Source organism: Collinsella sp. i05-0019-G5 (assembly GCF_042851345.1).
Lineage (GTDB): Bacteria > Actinomycetota > Coriobacteriia > Coriobacteriales > Coriobacteriaceae > Collinsella.
On record NZ_AP031421.1, the window covers coordinates 1,127,951 to 1,147,304 of the forward strand.

General features: G+C 59.1%; 19 protein-coding genes. 18 read left to right on the forward strand and 1 reads right to left on the reverse strand.

What is annotated here, in order from left to right; genetic code table 11:
- Positions 1 to 68: 68 nt before the first annotated feature.
- Both ACGHIZ_RS05120 and ACGHIZ_RS05125 read left to right on the forward strand, forming a co-directional pair.
- Positions 69 to 1,124: an IS1595 family transposase gene (locus ACGHIZ_RS05120; RefSeq protein WP_390446657.1), complete on the forward strand. Its 1,056-nt coding sequence runs from the start codon at positions 69 to 71 to the stop codon at positions 1,122 to 1,124.
- A gap of 47 nt (positions 1,125 to 1,171) precedes the next feature.
- Positions 1,172 to 1,387, forward strand: coding sequence for a type II toxin-antitoxin system RelB/DinJ family antitoxin (locus tag ACGHIZ_RS05125; protein ID WP_390446660.1), 216 nt, complete (start codon positions 1,172 to 1,174; stop codon positions 1,385 to 1,387).
- A gap of 5 nt (positions 1,388 to 1,392) precedes the next feature.
- Here ACGHIZ_RS05125 and ACGHIZ_RS05130 read toward each other — a convergent pair whose 3' ends face one another.
- A complete protein-coding gene (locus ACGHIZ_RS05130) occupies positions 1,393 to 1,701 on the reverse strand; it encodes an FAD-dependent oxidoreductase (RefSeq protein WP_390449691.1) in 309 nt (102 codons plus the stop codon).
- A 405-nt stretch (positions 1,702 to 2,106) separates the two neighbouring features.
- Here ACGHIZ_RS05130 and ACGHIZ_RS05135 point away from each other — a divergent pair, with 405 nt between their 5' ends.
- The 16 genes from ACGHIZ_RS05135 (at position 2,107) to ACGHIZ_RS05210 (ending at position 19,339) form a co-directional block, all read left to right on the forward strand.
- Entirely contained in the window at positions 2,107 to 2,538 is a 432-nt protein-coding gene (locus ACGHIZ_RS05135; RefSeq protein WP_055251579.1) for a zinc ribbon domain-containing protein, read from the forward strand.
- Positions 2,539 to 2,767: 229 nt separating this feature from the next.
- Positions 2,768 to 4,531 carry a threonine--tRNA ligase gene (gene thrS / locus ACGHIZ_RS05140; RefSeq protein WP_215693767.1) on the forward strand — a complete coding sequence of 588 codons (1,764 nt, stop codon included), beginning with the start codon at positions 2,768 to 2,770 and terminating at the stop codon, positions 4,529 to 4,531.
- Between the two features lie 325 nt (positions 4,532 to 4,856).
- Complete coding sequence (locus tag ACGHIZ_RS05145) at positions 4,857 to 5,447, forward strand: hypothetical protein (RefSeq protein WP_390397526.1); 591 nt, start codon at positions 4,857 to 4,859, stop codon at positions 5,445 to 5,447.
- 84 nt (positions 5,448 to 5,531) lie between these two features.
- Positions 5,532 to 6,233, forward strand: coding sequence for a sugar transferase (locus ACGHIZ_RS05150; protein WP_158554640.1), 702 nt, complete (start codon positions 5,532 to 5,534; stop codon positions 6,231 to 6,233).
- A complete protein-coding gene (locus tag ACGHIZ_RS05155) occupies positions 6,234 to 7,103 on the forward strand; it encodes a glycosyltransferase family 2 protein (RefSeq protein WP_271740070.1) in 870 nt (289 codons plus the stop codon).
- Between the two features lie 3 nt (positions 7,104 to 7,106).
- The gene (rfbA, locus tag ACGHIZ_RS05160; RefSeq protein ID WP_390397528.1) at positions 7,107 to 8,006 is read left to right on the forward strand and encodes a glucose-1-phosphate thymidylyltransferase RfbA; all 900 of its coding nucleotides are present in this window, start codon (positions 7,107 to 7,109) and stop codon (positions 8,004 to 8,006) included.
- Positions 8,007 to 8,024: 18 nt separating this feature from the next.
- Positions 8,025 to 9,047 carry a dTDP-glucose 4,6-dehydratase gene (rfbB, locus tag ACGHIZ_RS05165; RefSeq protein WP_390449693.1) on the forward strand — a complete coding sequence of 341 codons (1,023 nt, stop codon included), beginning with the start codon at positions 8,025 to 8,027 and terminating at the stop codon, positions 9,045 to 9,047.
- A 13-nt stretch (positions 9,048 to 9,060) separates the two neighbouring features.
- Complete coding sequence (locus ACGHIZ_RS05170) at positions 9,061 to 10,533, forward strand: sugar nucleotide-binding protein (RefSeq protein ID WP_390449696.1); 1,473 nt, start codon at positions 9,061 to 9,063, stop codon at positions 10,531 to 10,533.
- A 4-nt stretch (positions 10,534 to 10,537) separates the two neighbouring features.
- Positions 10,538 to 11,539, forward strand: coding sequence for a glycosyltransferase family A protein (locus ACGHIZ_RS05175; RefSeq protein ID WP_158554625.1), 1,002 nt, complete (start codon positions 10,538 to 10,540; stop codon positions 11,537 to 11,539).
- An 81-nt stretch (positions 11,540 to 11,620) separates the two neighbouring features.
- A complete protein-coding gene (locus ACGHIZ_RS05180; RefSeq protein WP_390449699.1) occupies positions 11,621 to 12,580 on the forward strand; it encodes a glycosyltransferase family 2 protein in 960 nt (319 codons plus the stop codon).
- Entirely contained in the window at positions 12,577 to 13,845 is a 1,269-nt protein-coding gene (locus tag ACGHIZ_RS05185) for an EpsG family protein (protein ID WP_390449702.1), read from the forward strand. The genes ACGHIZ_RS05180 and ACGHIZ_RS05185 overlap by 4 nt, the downstream gene beginning before the upstream one ends.
- Before the next feature lie 11 nt (positions 13,846 to 13,856).
- A complete protein-coding gene (locus ACGHIZ_RS05190; protein WP_390397537.1) occupies positions 13,857 to 14,921 on the forward strand; it encodes a glycosyltransferase family 2 protein in 1,065 nt (354 codons plus the stop codon).
- A 21-nt stretch (positions 14,922 to 14,942) separates the two neighbouring features.
- Positions 14,943 to 16,013, forward strand: coding sequence for a polysaccharide pyruvyl transferase family protein (locus ACGHIZ_RS05195; RefSeq protein WP_158554627.1), 1,071 nt, complete (start codon positions 14,943 to 14,945; stop codon positions 16,011 to 16,013).
- Between the two features lie 51 nt (positions 16,014 to 16,064).
- The gene (locus ACGHIZ_RS05200; protein ID WP_117746915.1) at positions 16,065 to 17,570 is read left to right on the forward strand and encodes a lipopolysaccharide biosynthesis protein; all 1,506 of its coding nucleotides are present in this window, start codon (positions 16,065 to 16,067) and stop codon (positions 17,568 to 17,570) included.
- Between the two features lie 12 nt (positions 17,571 to 17,582).
- A complete protein-coding gene (locus tag ACGHIZ_RS05205) occupies positions 17,583 to 18,809 on the forward strand; it encodes a Coenzyme F420 hydrogenase/dehydrogenase, beta subunit C-terminal domain (protein ID WP_195569183.1) in 1,227 nt (408 codons plus the stop codon).
- Positions 18,810 to 18,850: 41 nt separating this feature from the next.
- On the forward strand, positions 18,851 to 19,339 hold the full coding sequence (locus tag ACGHIZ_RS05210; protein ID WP_390449705.1) for a beta-1,6-N-acetylglucosaminyltransferase: 489 nt from the start codon (positions 18,851 to 18,853) through the stop codon (positions 19,337 to 19,339).
- Positions 19,340 to 19,354 lie beyond the last annotated feature (15 nt).

Sequence of the window (19,354 nt, forward strand, 5' to 3'; positions counted from 1 at the left end):
ACCAAGGTTGACATAAAAACGATGTCACCGCGAGGCGGTACCCTTCAATTAACGTCGAAGGAGCGCCCATGGATGCAGACGACCTGGTCATCACCCTCAAGAAGAGCCTGGCGAAGCTCAGCAGGACCGAGCGCCGTAAAGCCGTCGAGTTGGTCGGGGACGTCGTCCGCGCCGCCATGTTCGACGATGCGGCGGGAGATGGCTATGAGGTAGAGCGCTGCCCCCGTTGCGGCTCGGTCGCTATCGTCAAGAAGGGCAAGTCCAGGAACGGCGAGCAGCGCTACCTCTGCCGCGACTGCGGCAGGACGTTCTCCGGCTCCACCGACCGGATCCTCGGCACGAGCAAGTTGCCCCGCGAGACCTGGATGGCCTATGCCGAGTGCTTCGCCCTCATGCTCCCTCTCCGCGAGTGCGCCGGCCGCTGCGGTGTCTGCCTCAAGACCGCCTACACCATGCGCCACAGGCTCATTGAGTGCCTGAAGGAATACTCGCCCACGTTCCATGTGGGGCAGGGGCAGGCTTGCGAGCTCGACGAGACGTACTTCCCCGAGTCCTTCAAGGGCAACCATTCAAAAGGCTCCTTCACCCTGCCGAGAAAGGCTCGCCACCGCGGCAAGCAGGTCCACAGGCGCGGCCTCTCCCGCGAGCAGATCTGCGTCATGACGGGCGTTAGCGACACGGACGCCACCTTCTTCGAGGTCTCGGGCCGCGGCGTTGTCTCGCGCAAGCGTGCGGCGGAGGCCCTTCGCGACCGCATCGGCGCGGGCGCGGTCGTCGCCACGGACAAGGCGACCGCGTACATCGACGTGCTGCGCGACCTGAAGGTCGCCTCGCATGAATCCTATGATTCCAAGGACCGCTCGGAGGGCACCATCAACCGCATCAACGCCGTCCATTCGCTCCTCGGCTCGTTCATGGCCCGCTTCAAGGGAGTGTCCACCAAGCACTTGGGAGCCTACCTCGACTGGTTCCGCTGGTGCCGCACCTTCATGGCGGCGGGTTCGCGCGCGGCGGAGTCCACGGTCGCCCGCCAGCTCGCCAACGGCTCCTGCTCGACCCGCGTCCGCGACATGTTCGGCCTCGAGCCTCCCCTCATGGACTACTGGGACGGGCGGGCGGCCTAGCGAATTAAAATGGTGGCCACGGAGCAGCGACCGCGGAAGGAGCGGCAATGACATCGAACGTCCCGGCCACCACGATAAGAATCGATCCCGAGGTCAAAAGGGAGGCCGCAGCCGTGCTCGACGAGCTCGGGCTCTCCATGTCGGGCGCCATGAACATATTCCTCAGGGCGGTGATCCGCGAGGGCGGCCTGCCCTTCGACGTCAGGCTGGGATCTGAGGGGAAGGCTGACGGGGAGGGCGGGGACCGCGATGGACGGGGGTAGCCCGATTATTTTCCGGTTCGACGAACAGCCGATCGTGTCAAATTTGGTCTAACAGAGCCAAACAAAAAGCCTAGCTCCTGGGCCCACGTGCCATATAGCTCGCAACCACGGGCGTTGACCTGCGCCTTTACCGTTCCCGGTGCCGGATCGTAGCCGGCGTGCACCAGACCGCCGTTGGCCTTCGACGCGCCCAGCGCAATATCGTTAGCCGCCTCGACCACGCAAATGGACAGGTCATAGCGCGCGAGCTGCCTCGCGATGGCGCACCCCGTAATGCCCGCGCCCACAATTGCGATATCAAACGTTTCTGCCACGGTGCCTCCCAGACGAGTTGACAGGCTGTCAATAAGACTATCCTACGGTCTGCACACCCCCAGCGCGGCGGCAATGCGGTGAACAGCCCCGCAACACCCGCCAACGGCAGGCGAGGGGAGACCCGGCACGGATGTTGGCCTCGTCTGCCGACAGCTACGGCAACCGTTCGTCTTGATCTGTAACAGTAAGGACTGATTTTGCGGCCCAAGATGTTACAGATCGAGATTGAAGTCGGGGAGGGACCCCTGTGTCTCGTTCTGTAACATCTAGGACCGGATTTACTCCTAACTGTTACAGATTGAGATGTTTGTGTCCGCGCCAGCCCCGCCCCTAGCCGTGGTCCCATATAAACAAACCCCGTGGTAAACTTGACAGAACTGTAAATATTCCGAAAGGTACCCGTAATGTCCAAGTACATCTCCGAGCTCATGTCGCCGCAGCTTATGGGCGTCGTCTATGCCTTTGTTGGCTTTATCATCGCCCTGTATGTGCTGTCGGTCGTCTATGTGTTCATCGACGCTCGTCGCCGCGGCGCCAGCGCCTACGTGGCATGGGGCATCATCGCCCTCATCCCGTTTGTAGGCCTCATTGCCTACCTGGTCCTGCGCCCGCACTCCTATGCGTCCGATCGCGAGGAGCAGGAGCTGGACATGGCTCTGCGCGAGCGTCAGCTTGCCCAGTATGGCACCTGCCCGCAGTGCGGCGCGCCCATCGAGAAGGACTTCGTCGTCTGCCCGGTGTGCGATACCCAGGTTCGCAACGTCTGCCCCAGCTGCCATCGCCCGCTCGATGCGCACTGGAAAGTCTGCCCCTACTGCCGAACTCGCATCCAGTAACGCATCCATCGCCGGGCCGGCCGCAAGCCACGGGCACCGCGCGTCCCGCGCAAGCCACACGCGCACCCCGCGCCCACACGATGAAGCATGCGTAGAAAATCGCCCGCCGTGCCATTAAGGTGCGGCGGGCGCTTGTATACCAAGGCAACCTGCCTATAATGATGCAAGTTAAAACGCCGAGCGCATCGCACGCACTTGCATCAGGCATCCGAGAGGAGAAAACATACCCATGAAGGCACTCTACAATGACGGTTCGGTGGCCGAGCTCCCGCAGGACGAGGTCACGCACGTCATCCGCCACTCCGCCGCGCACATCATGGCGCAGGCCATCAAGCGCCTCTATCCCGAGGCCGACTTTGCCTACGGCCCCGCGACCGACAACGGCTTTTACTACGATGTCGACCTGCCCGAGGGCGTCAAGATCAGCGAGGACGACTTCCCCGCGATCGAGGCCGAGATGAAAAAGATCGTCAAGGAGAACCTCAAGTTCACCGTGTACGAGAAGCCCCGCGCCGAGGCCATTGCCCTTATGGAGGAGCGCGGCGAGAAGTACAAGGTCGAGCACATCGGCGACCTGGACGACGACGCCCGCATCACCTTCTACCAGCAGGGCGACTACATCGACATGTGTGTCGGCCCCCACATCTGCTACACCAAGGCCCTCAAGGCCTTTAAGCTCACCGGCGTCTCGGGCGCCTACTGGAAGGGCGACAAGGACAATAAGATGCTCACCCGCATCAACGGCGTCGCCTTTGCTACCAAGGAAGAGCTCGACGAGCACATGCACATGCTGGAGGAGGCCAAGAAGCGCGACCACCGCAAGATCGGCCGCGAGATGGACCTCTTTATGATGCGCGATGAGGCTCCCGGCTTCCCGTTCTTCCTGCCCAACGGCATGATCCTTAAGAACACGCTGCTGGACTACTGGCGCGAGATCCACCACAAGGCCGGCTACGTGGAGATCTCCACGCCGCTCATCATGAACAAGCAGCTGTGGAAGACCAGTGGCCACTGGGACCACTACAAGGACAACATGTACTCCACCGTTATTGACGACGAAGAGTACTGCATTAAGCCCATGAACTGCCCGGGCGGCGTGCTGGTGTACGCCTCCAAGCCGCATTCCTACCGCGAGCTGCCCATCCGCGCCGGCGAGATTGGCCTGGTGCACCGCCACGAGCTGCGTGGCGCCCTGCACGGCCTGTTCCGCGTGCGCTGCTTTAACCAGGACGACGCCCACCTGTTTGTGCGTCCCGACCAGCTGACCGACGAGATCGTGGGTGTGGTCAACCTGATCGACTCCGTGTACCAGAAGTTTGGCTTTAAGTACCACGTTGAGCTTTCCACCCGCCCCGAGGACTCCATGGGTTCGGACGAGGACTGGGCGCGCGCCGAGGAGGGCCTGCGTACCGCTCTGGAGAAGCTGGGCATGGACTACGAGGTCAACGAGGGCGACGGCGCCTTCTATGGCCCCAAGATCGACTTCCACCTGGAGGACTCGCTCGGCCGTACCTGGCAGTGCGGTACCGTCCAGCTCGACTTCCAGATGCCGCTTAACTTTGATCTGGAGTACGTGGATGCCGACGGCACCAAGAAGCGCCCCATCATGCTGCACCGCGTTTGCTTTGGCTCCATTGAGCGCTTCATCGGTATTCTGATTGAGCACTTTGCGGGCAAGTTCCCCACCTGGCTGGCTCCCGTGCAGGTCAAGGCACTTCCCGTCTCTGAGAAGAGCCGCGACTACGCGCACGAGGTATGCGCCAAGCTGGAGGAGGCCGGCATTCGCGTGGTCTGCGACGATCGCGACGAGAAGATCGGCTACAAGATCCGCGAGGCCCGCAGCATCGACCGTGTGCCCTACATGCTCATCCTGGGCGAGAAGGAGGTCGAGGCCGGCAACATCTCCGTCCGCGATCGCTCCAACGAGACCGTTCAGATGAGCGTTGACGAGTTTGTTGCGAAGGTGACCGAGGAGATCAAGACCCGCGCCTAAGGCAAGCAACACAACAATTAACAAAGGCGACCGTCCACAAAGGACGGTCGCCTTTTTCATGCCGAAATAAGAAAAGCCGCTGGTTGAGCGGCTTTTTTTGTTGCACAAAAAGGTACAGGTTTTTGTAGAGGGGTATGGAGATGCACCTACTGGCAGTACATTTTGCGTAATCTGGGCAAACGCTGAATAATTGCTAATATAATGTCGTCAGTTGAAAGATACAAAAACCTGTACTTTTGCGACTGCGCCTAGCTGCGAGCGAGAAGCCTGTTCTAAACGCCCCTGCATTTGCGTGCATCGCAAAGCCAAAAGAGGGGGCGAGAACATGGAACAGACGGCACGGCGCCAAGAGCAGCTGCCGGGCGCCTTTAACGGCGTCACCACCAACAGCCAACACGGTCGCGTCCGCTGGTATCTGGTCCACACCCCCCATGGAAAAGAGCGCGAGACCTGCGAAAAGGTCCGCCGCATTATCCCGCACAACCTTATGCAGGACGCTTTTGTAATGCAAAAGGAGTTCTGGTTTAAGCGGGATGGTGCCTGGTCGCTCCAAACCAAACCTATGTACAAAGAATACTTCTTTGTCGCCACGCACGATGCCGCCGCACTCGATAGGGCTTTGGCCCAGTTGAGCTTTGGCTGCCGCATTGCCGGCAGCAGGGAGCGGGCCTATGTGCCCATGCCGGACGACGCGCAGGACTGGTACCGCAGCGTGCTCGACGACGACGGCGTTGTGCGCAACAGCGTGGCCCGTATAGAAGACGGCGTGCTGTACATAGAGCAGGGGCCCTTGGTGGGGCAAGAAGCCCGCGTAAAGAGGATCGATCGTCATAAGCGCTGGTGCCTGGTGGACGTGGGCGAAGGCGACTCCGCTTTCAGGGAGCTGCTTCCGCTGGACGTGCCCAGCAAGACGTAAGGGGACGTTGCGCCAGCAGTTAATTCAAATTTTGAGTTCATAGATGGGGGGGGGGTTCCTGGGGACAGGAACGTATGTTTTATTGTGGCTGAAAAAGAAGTAACAGAGAGCTGTGTATCCGTGGGGGACGCACTGGCTATTAAAGAGATTAAACCGAGCGGTACGCTTGGCTACCGCTTTATTAAGAGGCTGTTTGACCTTGTATTCAGTCTTTTGATGAGCGTACTGCTGCTTATCCCTATCGCCATTGTGTGTGCGCTCATCAGCCTTGAATCGCCTGGCAGTCCTATGTATACGCAAGAACGAGTTGGCAAGGGCGGAAAGACCATCAAGATTTTTAAGCTCCGCAGCATGGTCTCCGACGCTGGCGAAGTACATAAGTACCTTAGCCCTGAGCAGCTACATCAGTGGGAAGTTGAGCGCAAGGTTGACGATGACCCCCGCATTACCAAGGTTGGTCGGTTCATCCGTAAGTGCTCAATTGACGAGATGCCGCAGTTTCTCAACGTGCTGAACGGCGATCTTTCCGTCATTGGGCCGCGCCCCATTACACAGGATGAGCTCGAGCAGCATTTTACTGATGAAGAAAAAGCTGAGTTGCTTTCTGTTCAGCCTGGCATTACGGGCCTGTGGCAGGCGACTGATCGTAATGCCGCTACCTTCGAGAGCGGTTTGCGTCAAAAAATTGAACTAAATTACGTGCGCAATCGCTGCTTTCGCATGGACTGGAAGTGCTTCACTGGCACCTTCAGTGCCATGTTCGGCAAGAAGAAGACGGGGCGATAGATGGATATTTCTATCATCATTCCGACTCTTAATGCTGAACATGAAATTGAGGCGCTTTTAATTGCCCTTGATCGCCAGTCAATTCAGCCGAATGAGATTTTGGTCGTCGATTCCGCATCGGAAGACAAAACTATTGAGTTGGTCCAGAAGCACAAAAGAGTTCGCTTGCTGGAGATTGATCGCCAGGATTTTAACCACGGCACCACAAGAGACATGGCGCTGAATGAATCGAGTGGCGACTTCGTCTGTTTTCTCACCCAAGATGCTGTGCCCGTTTCCGATGACTACTTGAAGCGGCTTGTTGCCCCTATGGTTGAAGACTCGAATATCGCCCTTGTTAGTGGTAGGCAGCTTCCCAAGGCCGATGCCCGTCGTTTTGAACAACTTGTACGTTGTTTTAACTATCCTGACTCACCATCCGTGCGTTCGAAAGGCGATCTCGAAAAACTTGGCATTAAGACGTTTTTTGCATCTGACGCCTGTTCTGCCTATCGACGGACCGCATATCTCGAATGCGGCGGATTCGATCATGTTAATACCAACGAGGACATGCTCATGGCCGCCAAGTTTATCGCCTCGGGTATGAAGGTCGCTTACGAGCCGCGTGCCGAGGTCTATCACTCGCATAACTTGACGCCATCCCAACAGTTTGCCCGCAACCGTGCCGTCGGTTTCTTTCTCGAAACGCATGCGGACGATCTCATGCAAGCAAGTGAGATCGGTGAAGGGGGCCGGCTCGTCAGGTCAGTCTCCTCTCAGCTTCTTCGGGAAGGTAATTTCGGCGAGTTAGTTGCCTTCGGAGTTGACTGCTGCGCCCGTCTCCTTGGAAATCGCGCCGGTCGCAGAGCCGCAAGAATTGAAAGGTCATAGCCAATGAAAGGCATCATCCTCGCCGGCGGGTCCGGCACGCGCCTGTACCCGCTCACACTCGTGACCTCCAAGCAGCTGCTGCCGGTCTACGACAAGCCCATGATCTACTACCCGCTGTCCACCCTCATGCTGGCGGGCATCCGGGACATCCTGGTCATCTCCACGCCGACCGACCTGCCCAACTTCGAGCGCCTGCTCGGGGACGGCTCGCGCTACGGCGTGAACCTCTCCTACGCCGAGCAGCCGAGCCCGGACGGCCTGGCGCAGGCCTTCACCATCGGCGAGGAGTTCATCGCCGGCGAGCCGTGCGCGCTCGTGCTGGGCGACAACATCTTCTACGGCAACGGCCTCAGCCGCCACCTGACGCGCGCCGTGCAGAACGCCGAGTCGGGCCGCGCCACGGTCTTCGGCTACCACGTGGACGACCCCGAGCGCTTCGGCGTCGTGGAGTTCGACGGCGAGGGCCGTGCCGTCTCCATCGAGGAGAAGCCCGAGCGCCCCAAGAGCTCCTACGCGGTCACCGGCCTGTACTTCTACCCGGGCGACGTGGCCGCCAAGGCCCATAGGGTCCAGCCCTCCGCGCGCGGCGAGCTGGAGATCACCGACCTCAACCGGATGTACCTGGAGGAGGGGACGCTGTCAGTGGTCACCTTGGGCCGCGGCTACGCGTGGCTGGACACCGGCACCATGGAGAGCCTCCACGAGGCCGCGGAATTCGTCCGCGCCGTTGAGCACTCCCAGGACCTGCCCGTGTCCGTCCCCGAGGAGATCGCCTGGGAGAACGGCTGGATCACGACCGTGGGGCTCAGGCAGGCCGCCGAGGCCTACGGCAAGTCGGTCTACGGGCGGCACCTCAAGAAGGTCGCCGCCGGCGAGATCGTCAGCAGCCCGCGCGAGTACTAGGAACAAGGAGATTCGAACATGGCAGAGGAGACCTTCTCCCCCAGGAACATCATCGTCACGGGCGGCTGCGGCTTCATCGGCAGCAACTTCGTGCACTACGTTGTCGACAACCACCCCGGCGTGCACGTGACCGTCCTGGACAAGCTGACCTACGCCGGCAACCCCGAGAACATCGCGGGGCTGCCCGAGGGCAGGGTCGAGCTCGTCGTGGGCGACATCTGCGACGCGGAGCTCCTGGACCGCATCGTCCCGGGCCACGACGCCATCGTGCACTACGCCGCCGAGTCCCACAACGACAACTCCATCGCCGACCCGGAGCCGTTCCTGCGCACCAACGTCGAGGGCACCTTCCGACTTCTGGAGGCCGTGAGGAAATACGGCGTCCGCTACCACCACGTCTCCACCGACGAGGTCTACGGCGACCTGGCGCTCGACGACCCGGCGAAGTTCACCGAGGAGACGCCGTATCACCCGTCCTCGCCGTACAGCTCGACCAAGGCCAGCTCCGACATGCTGGTCCGCGCCTGGACCCGCACCTACGGCCTGCGCGCCACGATCTCCAACTGCTCCAACAACTACGGCCCCTACCAGCACGTGGAGAAGTTCATCCCCAGGCAGATCACGAACATCGTCGACGGCGTGCGCCCCAAGCTCTACGGCCGCGGCGAGAACGTCCGAGACTGGATCCACACCGAGGACCACTCCTCGGCCGTCTGGGACATCCTCACCAAGGGCCGCACGGGGGAGACCTACCTCATCGGCGCCGACGGCGAGAGGAACAACATCACGGTCCTGCGCATGATCCTCGAGGCCATGGGCCGCGACCCCGAGGACTTCGACTGGGTCGCCGACCGCCCCGGCCACGACCGCCGCTACGCCATCGACAGCACGAAGCTCCAGCGCGAGCTCGGCTGGAGGCCGGCCCACACCGACTTCGCCGGGGGCCTGAAGCAGACCATCGACTGGTACGTCGCCAACGAGTCCTGGTGGCGCCCCGCCAAGGAGGCCACCGAGGCGCGCTACCGCGCACAGGGGCAGTAAGGAGGGGAGAGATATGGCAGACATCGCATTCGAGAAGGACCTCTCCGTCGCCGAGACCGGCATCGAGGGCCTGAAGGTCGTCGACCTCGCCGTCCACGGCGACTCGCGCGGCTGGTTCAAGGAGAACTGGCAGCGCGCCAAGATGACCGCCCTGGGCATTCCCGACCTCAGGGTCGTCCAGAACAACATCTCCTACAACGACAGCCGCGGCGTCACCCGCGGCATCCACGCCGAGCCCTGGGACAAGTTCATCTCGGTGGCGCGCGGCTCGGTCTTCGGCGCCTGGGTGGACCTGCGCGAGGGCAGCGCCACCTACGGGAAGGTGTTCACCTGCACGCTCGACCCGAGTAGGGCCATCTACGTCCCGCGCGGCGTGGGCAACTCCTTCCAGGCCCTGGAGGACGGCACCGCCTACACCTACCTGGTGGACGCCCACTGGTCGCTGGAGCTCAAGAGGACCTACACCTTCGTGAACCTCGCCGACCCCGAGCTCGCCATCGAGTGGCCCATCCCTCTCGACGAGGCCACCGTCTCCGAGGCCGACCTCAACCACCCGATGCTCGCCGATGTCGTCCCCATGGCGCCGAAGCGCACCCTCGTCACCGGCTGCAACGGCCAGCTGGGCCATGCGGTCCGCGCGCTCGCCGAGGAGCGCGGCGTGGCCAAGGACTTCGACTTCTGCGACATCGACACCTTCGATATGTCAGACCCGGACGCCTACACACAGTACGACTGGTCGCTCTACGGCACCGTGATCAACTGCGGCGCCTACACCGCCGTGGATAGGGCGGAGACCGCCGAGGGCCGCGCGACCGCCTGGAAGGCCAACGCCACCGGGCCGGCCCTCCTCGCCCGCACATGCTCTGATCACGGGATCACCCTCGTCCACGTGTCCAGCGACTACGTCTTCGACGGCACCGCCGAGGTGCATGACGAGGGGGAGCCCCTCAGCCCGCTGTCCGTCTACGGCCAGACCAAGGCCGCCGGCGACATCGCCGTGGCCGGGTGCCCGCGCCACTACATCATGCGCTCCAGCTGGGTCATCGGCGAGGGCCGCAACTTCGTCAAGACGATGAAGGGCCTGTCCGACCGCGTCGCCGACCCCGAGGACGGGCTCGAGCAGGTCACGGTCGTTGACGACCAGCTGGGCCGCCTGACCTTCACGCGCGACATGGCCGAGGCCATCTTCCACGTGCTGGGGACGCACGCCCCCTACGGCACCTACGACTGCACCGGCTCCGGCACCGTCAAGTCCTGGGCCGATATCGCCCGCGCCGTCTTCGAGGCCGCCAACGGCAACGGGGACAGGGTCGTGCCGGTATCGACCGCCGACTACTACGCGAGCGCCGAGGGCCCCGTCGCCCCGCGCCCGGTCCACTCCGCGCTCGACCTTTCCAGGCTCGAGTCGGTCGGCTTCCACATGCCCGACTGGGAGGAAGAGCTGGGGGAGTACCTGGATGCCTTGGATTTGGGAGGTTCTTTCTAAAGATATGATTTCTACAGCATCAAAAGCTGAAGCGCCTCTTGTTAGCATCGTCGTCCCCATCTTCAACGTGGGGCCGTTCGTGCTTCCCTGCATAAGGTCGCTGCTCTGTCAGACGTATCCAAATATTGAGATTCTTATCGTGGATGACGGCTGTACCGATGACACGGTTGAGTTGATTGCTAGCGTCGTCGGGGATGATTCACGCGTCGAGATTCTCCACAAGGAGAACGGCGGGCTCTCATCTGCCCGAAATTATGGCACTCGGCTTTGTCACGGTGACTACTTGATGTATGTCGACGGAGACGATCTCATAGATCCGCGGGCCGTTGAGTTCATGCTCCAGGCGGCTTTGAGATACCATGTGTCGTTTGTCGCGGGGTCCTTTGCCAAGATGCCTCCTCTCGAGAGTTATGAAATGCGGAGTGAGCCTTTGTTCACGTTGGAGAGCGGCTGGGAGCATCTGAGGCGCCTTCTTCTGCTCGAAGGGGAGAGCGGGTCTGCCTGGGGCAAGTTGTTTTCCCGTTCTTTGATGCCCGACCTTGTGTTCCCCGAGGGTCAGCTTTTCGAGGATATGGGCGTGACTTCCGCGATTTGCTCCCGTGTAGAGACCGTCGCTGTCACTGACGCCCCTTTCTATGCGTACGTGACGAGGCCCGGTTCCATCACAACGCTTAAGAAGCAAGGCCCTAAGCATGTGAGGGATATGGATGCTGCCATTGAGGCCGTGCGGCGGGTTGCCGAGGGAAATTTTGATGGCGAGTTCGAGTGCTTCCGAGCGTATTGCATTCTGCGCGTTGCCATGCGGGTTGATCTCGATAGCTTTGCCGACAGGGCGGAGGGGCAGGCGTATTTGAGGCTTGCCCGCGACCTTGCGATGCGCGCCTCAAGGAACACCCTAGCTTCGCGCACCTGGAGACTGAGGTGCGCGCTTTTTGCGCTTTCCCCGAAGATGCATAACGCTTTCTATGCCCTTTATGCCGCGATTTCTGGCAAAGCAATCGGATAATCCCTATGAACAAAGGTTTTTAATGTGAGATTCTCGATAATCATTCCCGTTTATAACGTAGAGGAATATCTCGGACAATGCTTGGACAGCATTGCACATCAGGATTATTCCGACTACGAGGTCGTCATCGTCGACGACGGCTCGACCGACGGCAGCGCGAGTATCTATGAGCGCTTCGCCGCGGAGGCGGATGTTCCCGTCCGCATAGTCAAACAGGAGAACAAGGGGTTGCTGCTTGCTCGCCGTGCCGGGATCAAAGCCGCCAACGGTGATTATTATTGGCACGTCGACGGCGACGACGGTCTGGCGCCCAATGCAATGTGTGCGGTTTCCGGGATCATTGACGAACTGGATCCCGACGTCGTGTTGATCTGCCTTAGCGAATCTCCGACGTTCGGCTCTGTGCTCCCTGGGGGACTGCCCGGTGAACAGCGTTTCTATACCGGAGAAAGCCTTAACGATGTACGCTCTGCGTTCCTCGATGGATATATTCCTAATATGGTCACTAAAATCGCTCGAAGGTCTTGCGTCGATGCCGATTCAGATTACTCGCCTTATGGGAAGATGCAGCTTGGGGAAGATCAGCTGCAAAGCCTTTACATTCTCGATAATATGAAGAGCGCCGCATGCGTTCGCGAGCCCTTGTATTATTATCGTCCCAACGCAAGCAGCATTACTGCCAATTATCGCGAAGGCCAGATTGCCCAGTACGCCATGGTCAAGGAAGCCGTCCATCGACAGGCCGTCGCGTGGGATTCGAAATGGCCGGGGAATGGATTTGCTGAGACCGCTCTTGTCGGTTATCTGTCTAACGGTTTCTACGACATGCGCAAGAATGCTGATGGCAAGTGGTTTAAAAAGCAGTTCCAGGAGTTCAGGGATACATCGCTGTACGCGGAGGCCATCGGTCGATGCGGGGATTTGAGGCTTGAGCAGCGGATCTTCTTCACTTTGTTGGAAAAGAAAATGGATTATCTTGCGTATGTGTGCCTGGTTGCCTGCCGCGCTGCTACTCCGCTGGCGAGGAGCTTGGCTCGATGAAGATCTTAACTATCAGTTCGGGAGGCATGCCGCAGAGGACCCTATCGATGGCGGGTAGGGGGAACGCGCTCGGCATGGTGTTCTTCCTTGGCGTATGCGCTATTGTTTCGCCCCTCCTCGCCGTTTTCCTCTCCCTTCTCGTCTTTACCGGGGCCCCTACAAAGAAGATGGCGGTTGCCTGCGCCCTTGGGGTTGGGTTTTCCGCTGCGCTTGTCGCCCATGGTATCGTTTACAACCACCCTGTCGATATGACCCGATGGATGGTTGAATGCGGCTACTACGATGGCAGGAACATTCTCTCGATCGGAACCAGCCTGAACGAGGATCACAACGGCCTGCTCGTCTGGAACTTTCTGTGTTGGGTAACCGGGAATATCGGCGACCTCCGACTTCTCCAGTCGCTCGCCGCGTTTTTCGGTTACGGTCTCATCGCTTGGCTGATGATGGACAGGTGTGCCGAGGAGACGACAGATGCATGGGCTTTCCTCCCGCTCATGCTATTCATCTTTTTTGCCGTCCCGGCGCAGCCCCTGATCGGTAACGTTCGCTCGGCTCTCGGCTGCGTGATTTGTGCGGTCGCGATATGTAAGAGGCGGTCTTACGGGTTCAGGGATTCTCTGCCGTCGCTCGTCCTGATCATCGTCGCATGCCTCATCCACAATTCTATGCTGCTCGTCTTGGTTTTGTTCCTAGTTCAGCCGATTCTCGAGCGTAACCCTGTCAGGAATTCGATTATCTGCGTTGTCGCGGTCGTCACCATGATTTCCGTGGCTTCCGTACTTCTCGCGTCCCATTTGTTTGACGGGGTGCCTGTCATTACGAGCGTTCTGAAGAAGGCGAGTTTCTATACCATCGGCACGGAGTGGGATCAAGAGCAGGCGGACAACCTTCTCAGCAATCTGAGCCATGTGTTTTCGTTGCTGCTGCTCGGGGTCCTGCTGCTTAGGATCTACGCCACGAGACAGCATGATGGACGAACGGCGCTCGTTCTTGTTTTGACGATGTGCGTCATCGCGATGGAACTCACCCTCGTTAACGTCGGCAACCGCTTGAAGTTCATTCCGATCTTGATTGGCTCGACATATCTGCTTAACAACAAGGGAAGGGGCCATGCGGTTGATTCGCGATGGCCGATTCTTGCCGATGCCTTTTTGATGTTGCTCGCTATTGCCGTCTGGTTGATCTCCATGGCAAGCTTCATCCCTTCATTCAACTATGTCGAGGTCATGAAGAGCGCCGTTTTCTATCCGCTTCTCCTTTTCTAGAGGTTAAATCCATGTATCAAACTGTCACGGCGCCTCTAATCACGTTTGTTGTCCCCGCTTATAACGCCGTTTCTACCCTAGAGGCAGCCGTTCGCTCGCTTTCTGAGCAGACGTCCGACGATTGGGAGGCCATCATCGTCGATGACGGATCTGTTGACGGTACGGGTGAGATGGCCGATGCGCTCGCGCGGGGCGATGATCGCATTAAGGTTCTTCACCAGGGGAACGCCGGGGTCTCCGCTGCGCGCAATGCTGCTATCGCGGCCGCCAGTGGGGAATATCTCGCCTTCTTGGACGTCGATGACACCGTCGTTCCCAACTTCGTGGAGAAGGCGGGGTCCCTGCTGGGACGCAGGCCTGTCCGCCCCGATGTCGTCGCGCTTGCGTACCGTGCTCTTCCCCGAGGCACGGTCTTCGGGTACGGGCGGTTCCTCGGGAACGCATCGGAGTTCCTCGAGCTATCGCTCGGGAACAGATACGCCACTTTCCCCTGCTGGCTCTTCCTCGTTTCTGCTCGGCTCATCGCGGCGAGTGGGGTCCGGTTCACGGTCGGGAGGCGGACCGGCGAGGACCAGGAGTTCATCCTGAAGCTGCTCTGCTGCGCCTCTATTTGCGAATCTGTCGAAGACAGCGATGTCTACTATCTCTACCGCATGCCTTCCGGGGGCTCGGCCATGGGCCTTAACCTGGAGGGGCAGTTCGATTACCCCCGGGCTATGCGAGACGTTCTCTGCTTCGCCGCCAAGCCTGACGCAGGGATGTCTCCCGATGGCTTGGAGGCAGTCGACCGACTGCTTACTGACAGGTTTGTAGGGGCCTGCGCCTACGCTGCGGAGACTGCGTTCTCCAACGGCGCTTCCGATTCTGATGTCCTTTCCTGGTTGACAGATAGCCTGAAAGGATTTGATTGCCACGGGGCTCTTGAGAACGGCTGTTGCAGGAGCGAGAACCGGCGGTTTCTTCGCCTCTGGCTCGGCTGCAGCGGCATGATTCCGCTGTATATCCGCTTCGGTTTGTACATCCGGTCTATCGGCAGAACCATTAAGTACTGGATTTCACGCCGAGGCACTCGTTAGTTATCTTTGATTGGAGTTTCATTGAACGACAGGCAGATATATATTCTCAGCATTTTTGACCCCACCAACTACGGGAATAGGCTGCAGGCCTGCGCCCTCGAGGCCGCCGTCGCCTCTCTTACCGGCAAAGAGGTTCTTTCGGTCGATTGCCGCCGCCCGGTGAGTAAGCGCGGGGTCTTTAAGATCATGGCGGACCTCAACAGAGTCCGAATCGAGTCGAAGAAGGCGCCCGCCGAGAGGAGGCGGCGTTTCCGAGTTTTTCAGGATGAGTACTGTGCGCCTGTCGTTGAGATTGCCGAGAGGGACGTTCGTAGCATCACTGGTCCCGTCGTGATCGGCTCCGATCAATGCTGGAACCCCGGGTGGGGATTGGGTGCGAGTAAGTTTGGCGCCCAGTGCGCCGTGGGCGTCGACAAGAAAATGGCCTATGCCGCTAGTTTCGGCATCGGCATGTCGGACATGCCTGAGGAGTGGGGTCGGCGCTACTCCGAATGGCTTGGCGGAATCAAGGACATCGGTGTTCGGGAGTTCGCGGGTGCTCAGATTGTCCGCGAGCTTACTGGGCGGGATGTCAAGGTCGTTCTTGACCCTACGATGCTCCAAACTGCCAAGTGGTGGTCCGAGATAGAGGAGCGCCCGATTATTCCGGGCATCGACCTGGAGGGGCCTTTCTGCCTTAAGTATGTCTTGGGAGACGATACAGCTTCGGCAAAGATCGCGGAGCGATGTGGCCGCGACGGCCTGGGGCTGGTGGACTTGACGGATATCCATTTGCCGGTCGGCCCCGCGGAGTTCGTGTGGCTTATTCACCACTCTGCTCTCGTTTGCACTGACAGCTTCCACGCTACAGTTTTCAGTCTCCTTTTCCACCGGCCTTTTGTGATTTACGAACGGCAGGGAAATGCTGGGAATATGTCCAGCAGGTTCGATACCCTCCACGCTTTGTTTGGGATTAACTCCAACCGCGCCGGTAAGGATTGCTTCCGCGAGCGCTGCGTCGATGAGTTCGATTGGACCGGCTTCGAGCGAGAGCTTGAGGAGAAGAGGAATGATTCCGTCGCATGGCTTCGCGCTGCCCTTGCCAGCTTATAGGGTGGTTATGTCCAGTGAAATCTGAAACTCTATCTTCGGGAGATACTGTCCATGGTTAGTCAACGCAAGGCCGGGGCGATTCTCGGGTACGCGAACATCATCGTTAAGAATCTCGTCAACCTCGTCTATACCCCGATGCTCCTCGCTTTCGTGGGTCAGGCGGACTACGGCGTTTACCAGACTGCGAATTCCTTCGTCTTCTCCCTAACGCTTCTGACGTTTGGTTTCTCCGAGGCGTATATCCGCTTCTATACGCAGAAGAAGGCTAAGGGGACGGAGGAAGACGTCCGATCACTCAATGGCATGTACCTTGCGCTATATGCGATGATCAGCTCCATTGCACTGGTGTTGGGACTGCTCTTTGCTGCGAACGTTGGGCTATTCTTTTCTGGCAGCTTTACGTTCGACCAAGTCGGGCTTGCGGGCGAGCTCATGGCTATCATGGCGGTGAACGTGGCGGCGGTGCTGTTCTCGACTGTGTTCGACGCATACATCATGGCCCACGAACAGTTCAAGTTTCAGCAAAGCCGTCAGATGTTCACCACGTTAGCGACACCGGGTATCGCTTTTGTCTTGCTCAACTTTGGTATGGGCGCGGTCGGTGTAGCGCTGGCTCAGCTCGCAGTCACCTTGACTCTGCTCGCCCTCAACATGCATTATGCTGTGTCGAAGCTCGGTATGCGATTCAGTCTCAGGAGGTTTGACGGAGCCCTGTTCCACGCGGTCGCAGCTTTCTCGGCCTGGATATTCGCCAACCAGGTTTGCGATTTAGTTAACCAGAGCGTGCCCAATATGATGCTCGGCGCGCTCACGAACGCAGTCACTGTATCTGTTTTCGCTGTGGCGCTGCAAATCCGTCAAATCTTTTACTCGCTCTCGACAACAATGTCGAGCGTATTTGTGCCCAAGATCAATAGGATCGTCGCTGAATCGGATGACAACGGAGTGCTAACTCGGCTCATGACGCGCGTAGGGCGCTACCAGATGTTCCTCTTCTGCTGGGTGTACTGTGGATTCGTCCTGCTTGGACGATTCTTCATTACCAAGTGGGCGGGTGAGGGCTTCCTTGATACTTACTATCTCATCTGTGCGATGACGCTGCCCGTGGGCGTGCCGCTTTGTCAGAACACGGGAATCGAGATCCAGCGCGCTAAAAACAGGCATAGGGCGCGTTCAGTGGTTTACCTCTGTATGGCTTGTCTCAATGTTCTTTTTACATGGTTTGCCTCGCCCGTTCTCGGATACTGGGCGCCCGCTATCGCTTACATCGCGAGCATCGCCTTGGGTAACGGTCTCTTTATGAACTGGTACTATCAGGCGCGTATCGGACTGGACATGGCTTATTTCTGGAAGAAGAACCTGCCTGTGGTCTTGGCTTCCGCTGTGGTCTTGGCCGCATGCATGGGGCTGGCTCTGCTGCTGCCCGTGACTAGCTGGCTGCTTTTCCTGGCTTGGGGCGTCGTCTACACCGTGCTTTTCGCTGCCGCAATGTGGCTCTTCGTTCTCGATTCAAGCGAGAAGTCGTCGATCGCGGCTAAATTGCCCTTCCTGCGTTAGGAGGTTTTTTTTATGCTTAAGTCCCTTCCGAAGATCACGTTGCTGGGAGATGCGTGCTGTGGTTGCGGCGCCTGTGCCGCGAGGTGCCCGAAATCCTGCATCGGGATGATTACCGACGGCTGTGGCTTCCCCACGCCAATGGTCAATTTAGATGTCTGCATCGGCTGCGGGGGTTGCGATTCGGTGTGTCCCGCAATGGGGGAGCGCCCCAAGGATGGCGCGCAGTCCGTTCTCTGGGCGAAGTCGAGGGACAGGGGAGAGAGACTTGCCTCCTCTTCGGGTGGGGTCTTCGGGCTGCTCGCCCTTGACGTTCTTGCGGATGGCGGCGTCGTGTGCGGCGCCGCTTGGGATGAGGGCTGCAGACATGTGCGGCACGTGCTCGTTGAAGACGGGTCAGATCTCGATTCCGTCATGCGTTCCAAGTATGTGCAGAGCTCGGTCGGCCGCAAGGCCTACGAGGGCGTGCGGGAGGCTCTGCGCGGTGGCAGGCGAGTGCTCTTCTCCGGCACCGCGTGCCAAGTTGCGGGCATGAGGTCCTACCTTGGGAAGCTCGCCGACTCAGACGGTTTCCTCTCGGTGGATGTCATTTGCCACGGCGTCCCCTCGCCGCTCCTCTGGGAGAAGTGGGCAGCATATAAGGAGGTCGGTGTGGGCGCGGCGCTGCGCGCGGTGAACATGCGGAGTAAGGCAACCGGATGGCTGTCTTACTCCGCATCATACGCGTATGCGCATGATGCGGAGAAAGATGTCGCGAGGGCTTCGTCCGCGGCGGCCGACAGCTGCATCTTCGTGGATGACTGGTACATGAAAGCGTTCCTTGCTAATGCTAGCTTAAGACCCTCGTGCTTTGCTTGTCGTGTCAAGCGCTCGTGCGGCTCAGACGTCACGTTGGGGGACTTCTGGGGGATCCAGTCGTCGCACCCTGAGGTCGACTACGAGGGCGGGGTTTCCGCGGTGCTGTGCAACACCTCAAAGGGCCTTGCTGCAATTGAGAGGCTTAAGTCTGGAATTGAGTGGGGCGAGTCTTCCCTCGAGAAGGTGTTGCCTGGCAATCCTAGCCTGGTTAGGCCCGTTGTGCCTTATGAGAGACGCGGCGAGTTCATGGCCGACCTCGAGTGCGGGAGAGGAATCGATGAGATGATGGCTGTGTATGGCTTTGAACCCTCCCTCGCCCAGCGCGTACGTAGCAAGCTCGGGGGAGTCAAACGAAGGTTAAAGAAATTGCTGGGGAAGGCTTAATGAACTGTGACAAAAATATGTCTGTTGGTGATGGAACTGTCATGGCTGAGGACAAAATCGTGTTTACTGGATGCAAGCATGCATATCTCGTCATGGCTCATAAGGATGACGAGACCCTCCGTACGCTTCTGAGGACCCTTGATGACCCCCGGAACGATATCTTCATCCACATGGATGCTAAGAATACCGGATGGGATGAAAACAGAGCGCTGGCTTCCATTGATAAGGCGGGAATCTTTTTCGTTCCCCGTATTAGCGTCACATGGGGAGGCTACTCGCAAATCGCCTGTGAGCTTGGCCTGCTCAACGCCGCTGTTGACAAGGGGCGTTACACCTACTATCACCTTTTGAGCGGGCAAGACCTTCCCATCAAGAGCCAGGATCGGATCCATTCTTTCTTCGATTCCTGCGGGGGCAAGGAGTTTGTTCGTTTCGAAAACCACAATAGGGACTATGGGAGTAGGATCGGCGGCCATGTAATCTGGAACGCCTTCGGGAAGAGCAAGACCCAAATTTTTTGGCTCTGTTAGACCAAGGTTGACATA

Bases quoted from the DNA above. Each gene is read 5' to 3' on its own strand.
- ACGHIZ_RS05185 (WP_390449702.1), top strand. From the start codon at position 12,577: ATGAAGATCTTAACTATCAGTTCGGGAGGCATGCCGCAGAGGACCCTA.
- ACGHIZ_RS05145 (WP_390397526.1), top strand. From the start codon at position 4,857: ATGGAACAGACGGCACGGCGCCAAGAGCAGCTGCCGGGCGCCTTTAAC.
- ACGHIZ_RS05190 (WP_390397537.1), top strand. From the start codon at position 13,857: ATGTATCAAACTGTCACGGCGCCTCTAATCACGTTTGTTGTCCCCGCT.
- rfbB (WP_390449693.1), top strand. From the start codon at position 8,025: ATGGCAGAGGAGACCTTCTCCCCCAGGAACATCATCGTCACGGGCGGC.
- ACGHIZ_RS05210 (WP_390449705.1), top strand. From the start codon at position 18,851: ATGGCTGAGGACAAAATCGTGTTTACTGGATGCAAGCATGCATATCTC.
- rfbA (WP_390397528.1), top strand. From the start codon at position 7,107: ATGAAAGGCATCATCCTCGCCGGCGGGTCCGGCACGCGCCTGTACCCG.
- ACGHIZ_RS05175 (WP_158554625.1), top strand. From the start codon at position 10,538: ATGATTTCTACAGCATCAAAAGCTGAAGCGCCTCTTGTTAGCATCGTC.
- ACGHIZ_RS05200 (WP_117746915.1), top strand. From the start codon at position 16,065: ATGGTTAGTCAACGCAAGGCCGGGGCGATTCTCGGGTACGCGAACATC.
- ACGHIZ_RS05120 (WP_390446657.1), top strand. From the start codon at position 69: ATGGATGCAGACGACCTGGTCATCACCCTCAAGAAGAGCCTGGCGAAG.
- ACGHIZ_RS05170 (WP_390449696.1), top strand. From the start codon at position 9,061: ATGGCAGACATCGCATTCGAGAAGGACCTCTCCGTCGCCGAGACCGGC.
- ACGHIZ_RS05155 (WP_271740070.1), top strand. From the start codon at position 6,234: ATGGATATTTCTATCATCATTCCGACTCTTAATGCTGAACATGAAATT.
- ACGHIZ_RS05125 (WP_390446660.1), top strand. From the start codon at position 1,172: ATGACATCGAACGTCCCGGCCACCACGATAAGAATCGATCCCGAGGTC.
- ACGHIZ_RS05205 (WP_195569183.1), top strand. From the start codon at position 17,583: ATGCTTAAGTCCCTTCCGAAGATCACGTTGCTGGGAGATGCGTGCTGT.
- ACGHIZ_RS05135 (WP_055251579.1), top strand. From the start codon at position 2,107: ATGTCCAAGTACATCTCCGAGCTCATGTCGCCGCAGCTTATGGGCGTC.
- thrS (WP_215693767.1), top strand. From the start codon at position 2,768: ATGAAGGCACTCTACAATGACGGTTCGGTGGCCGAGCTCCCGCAGGAC.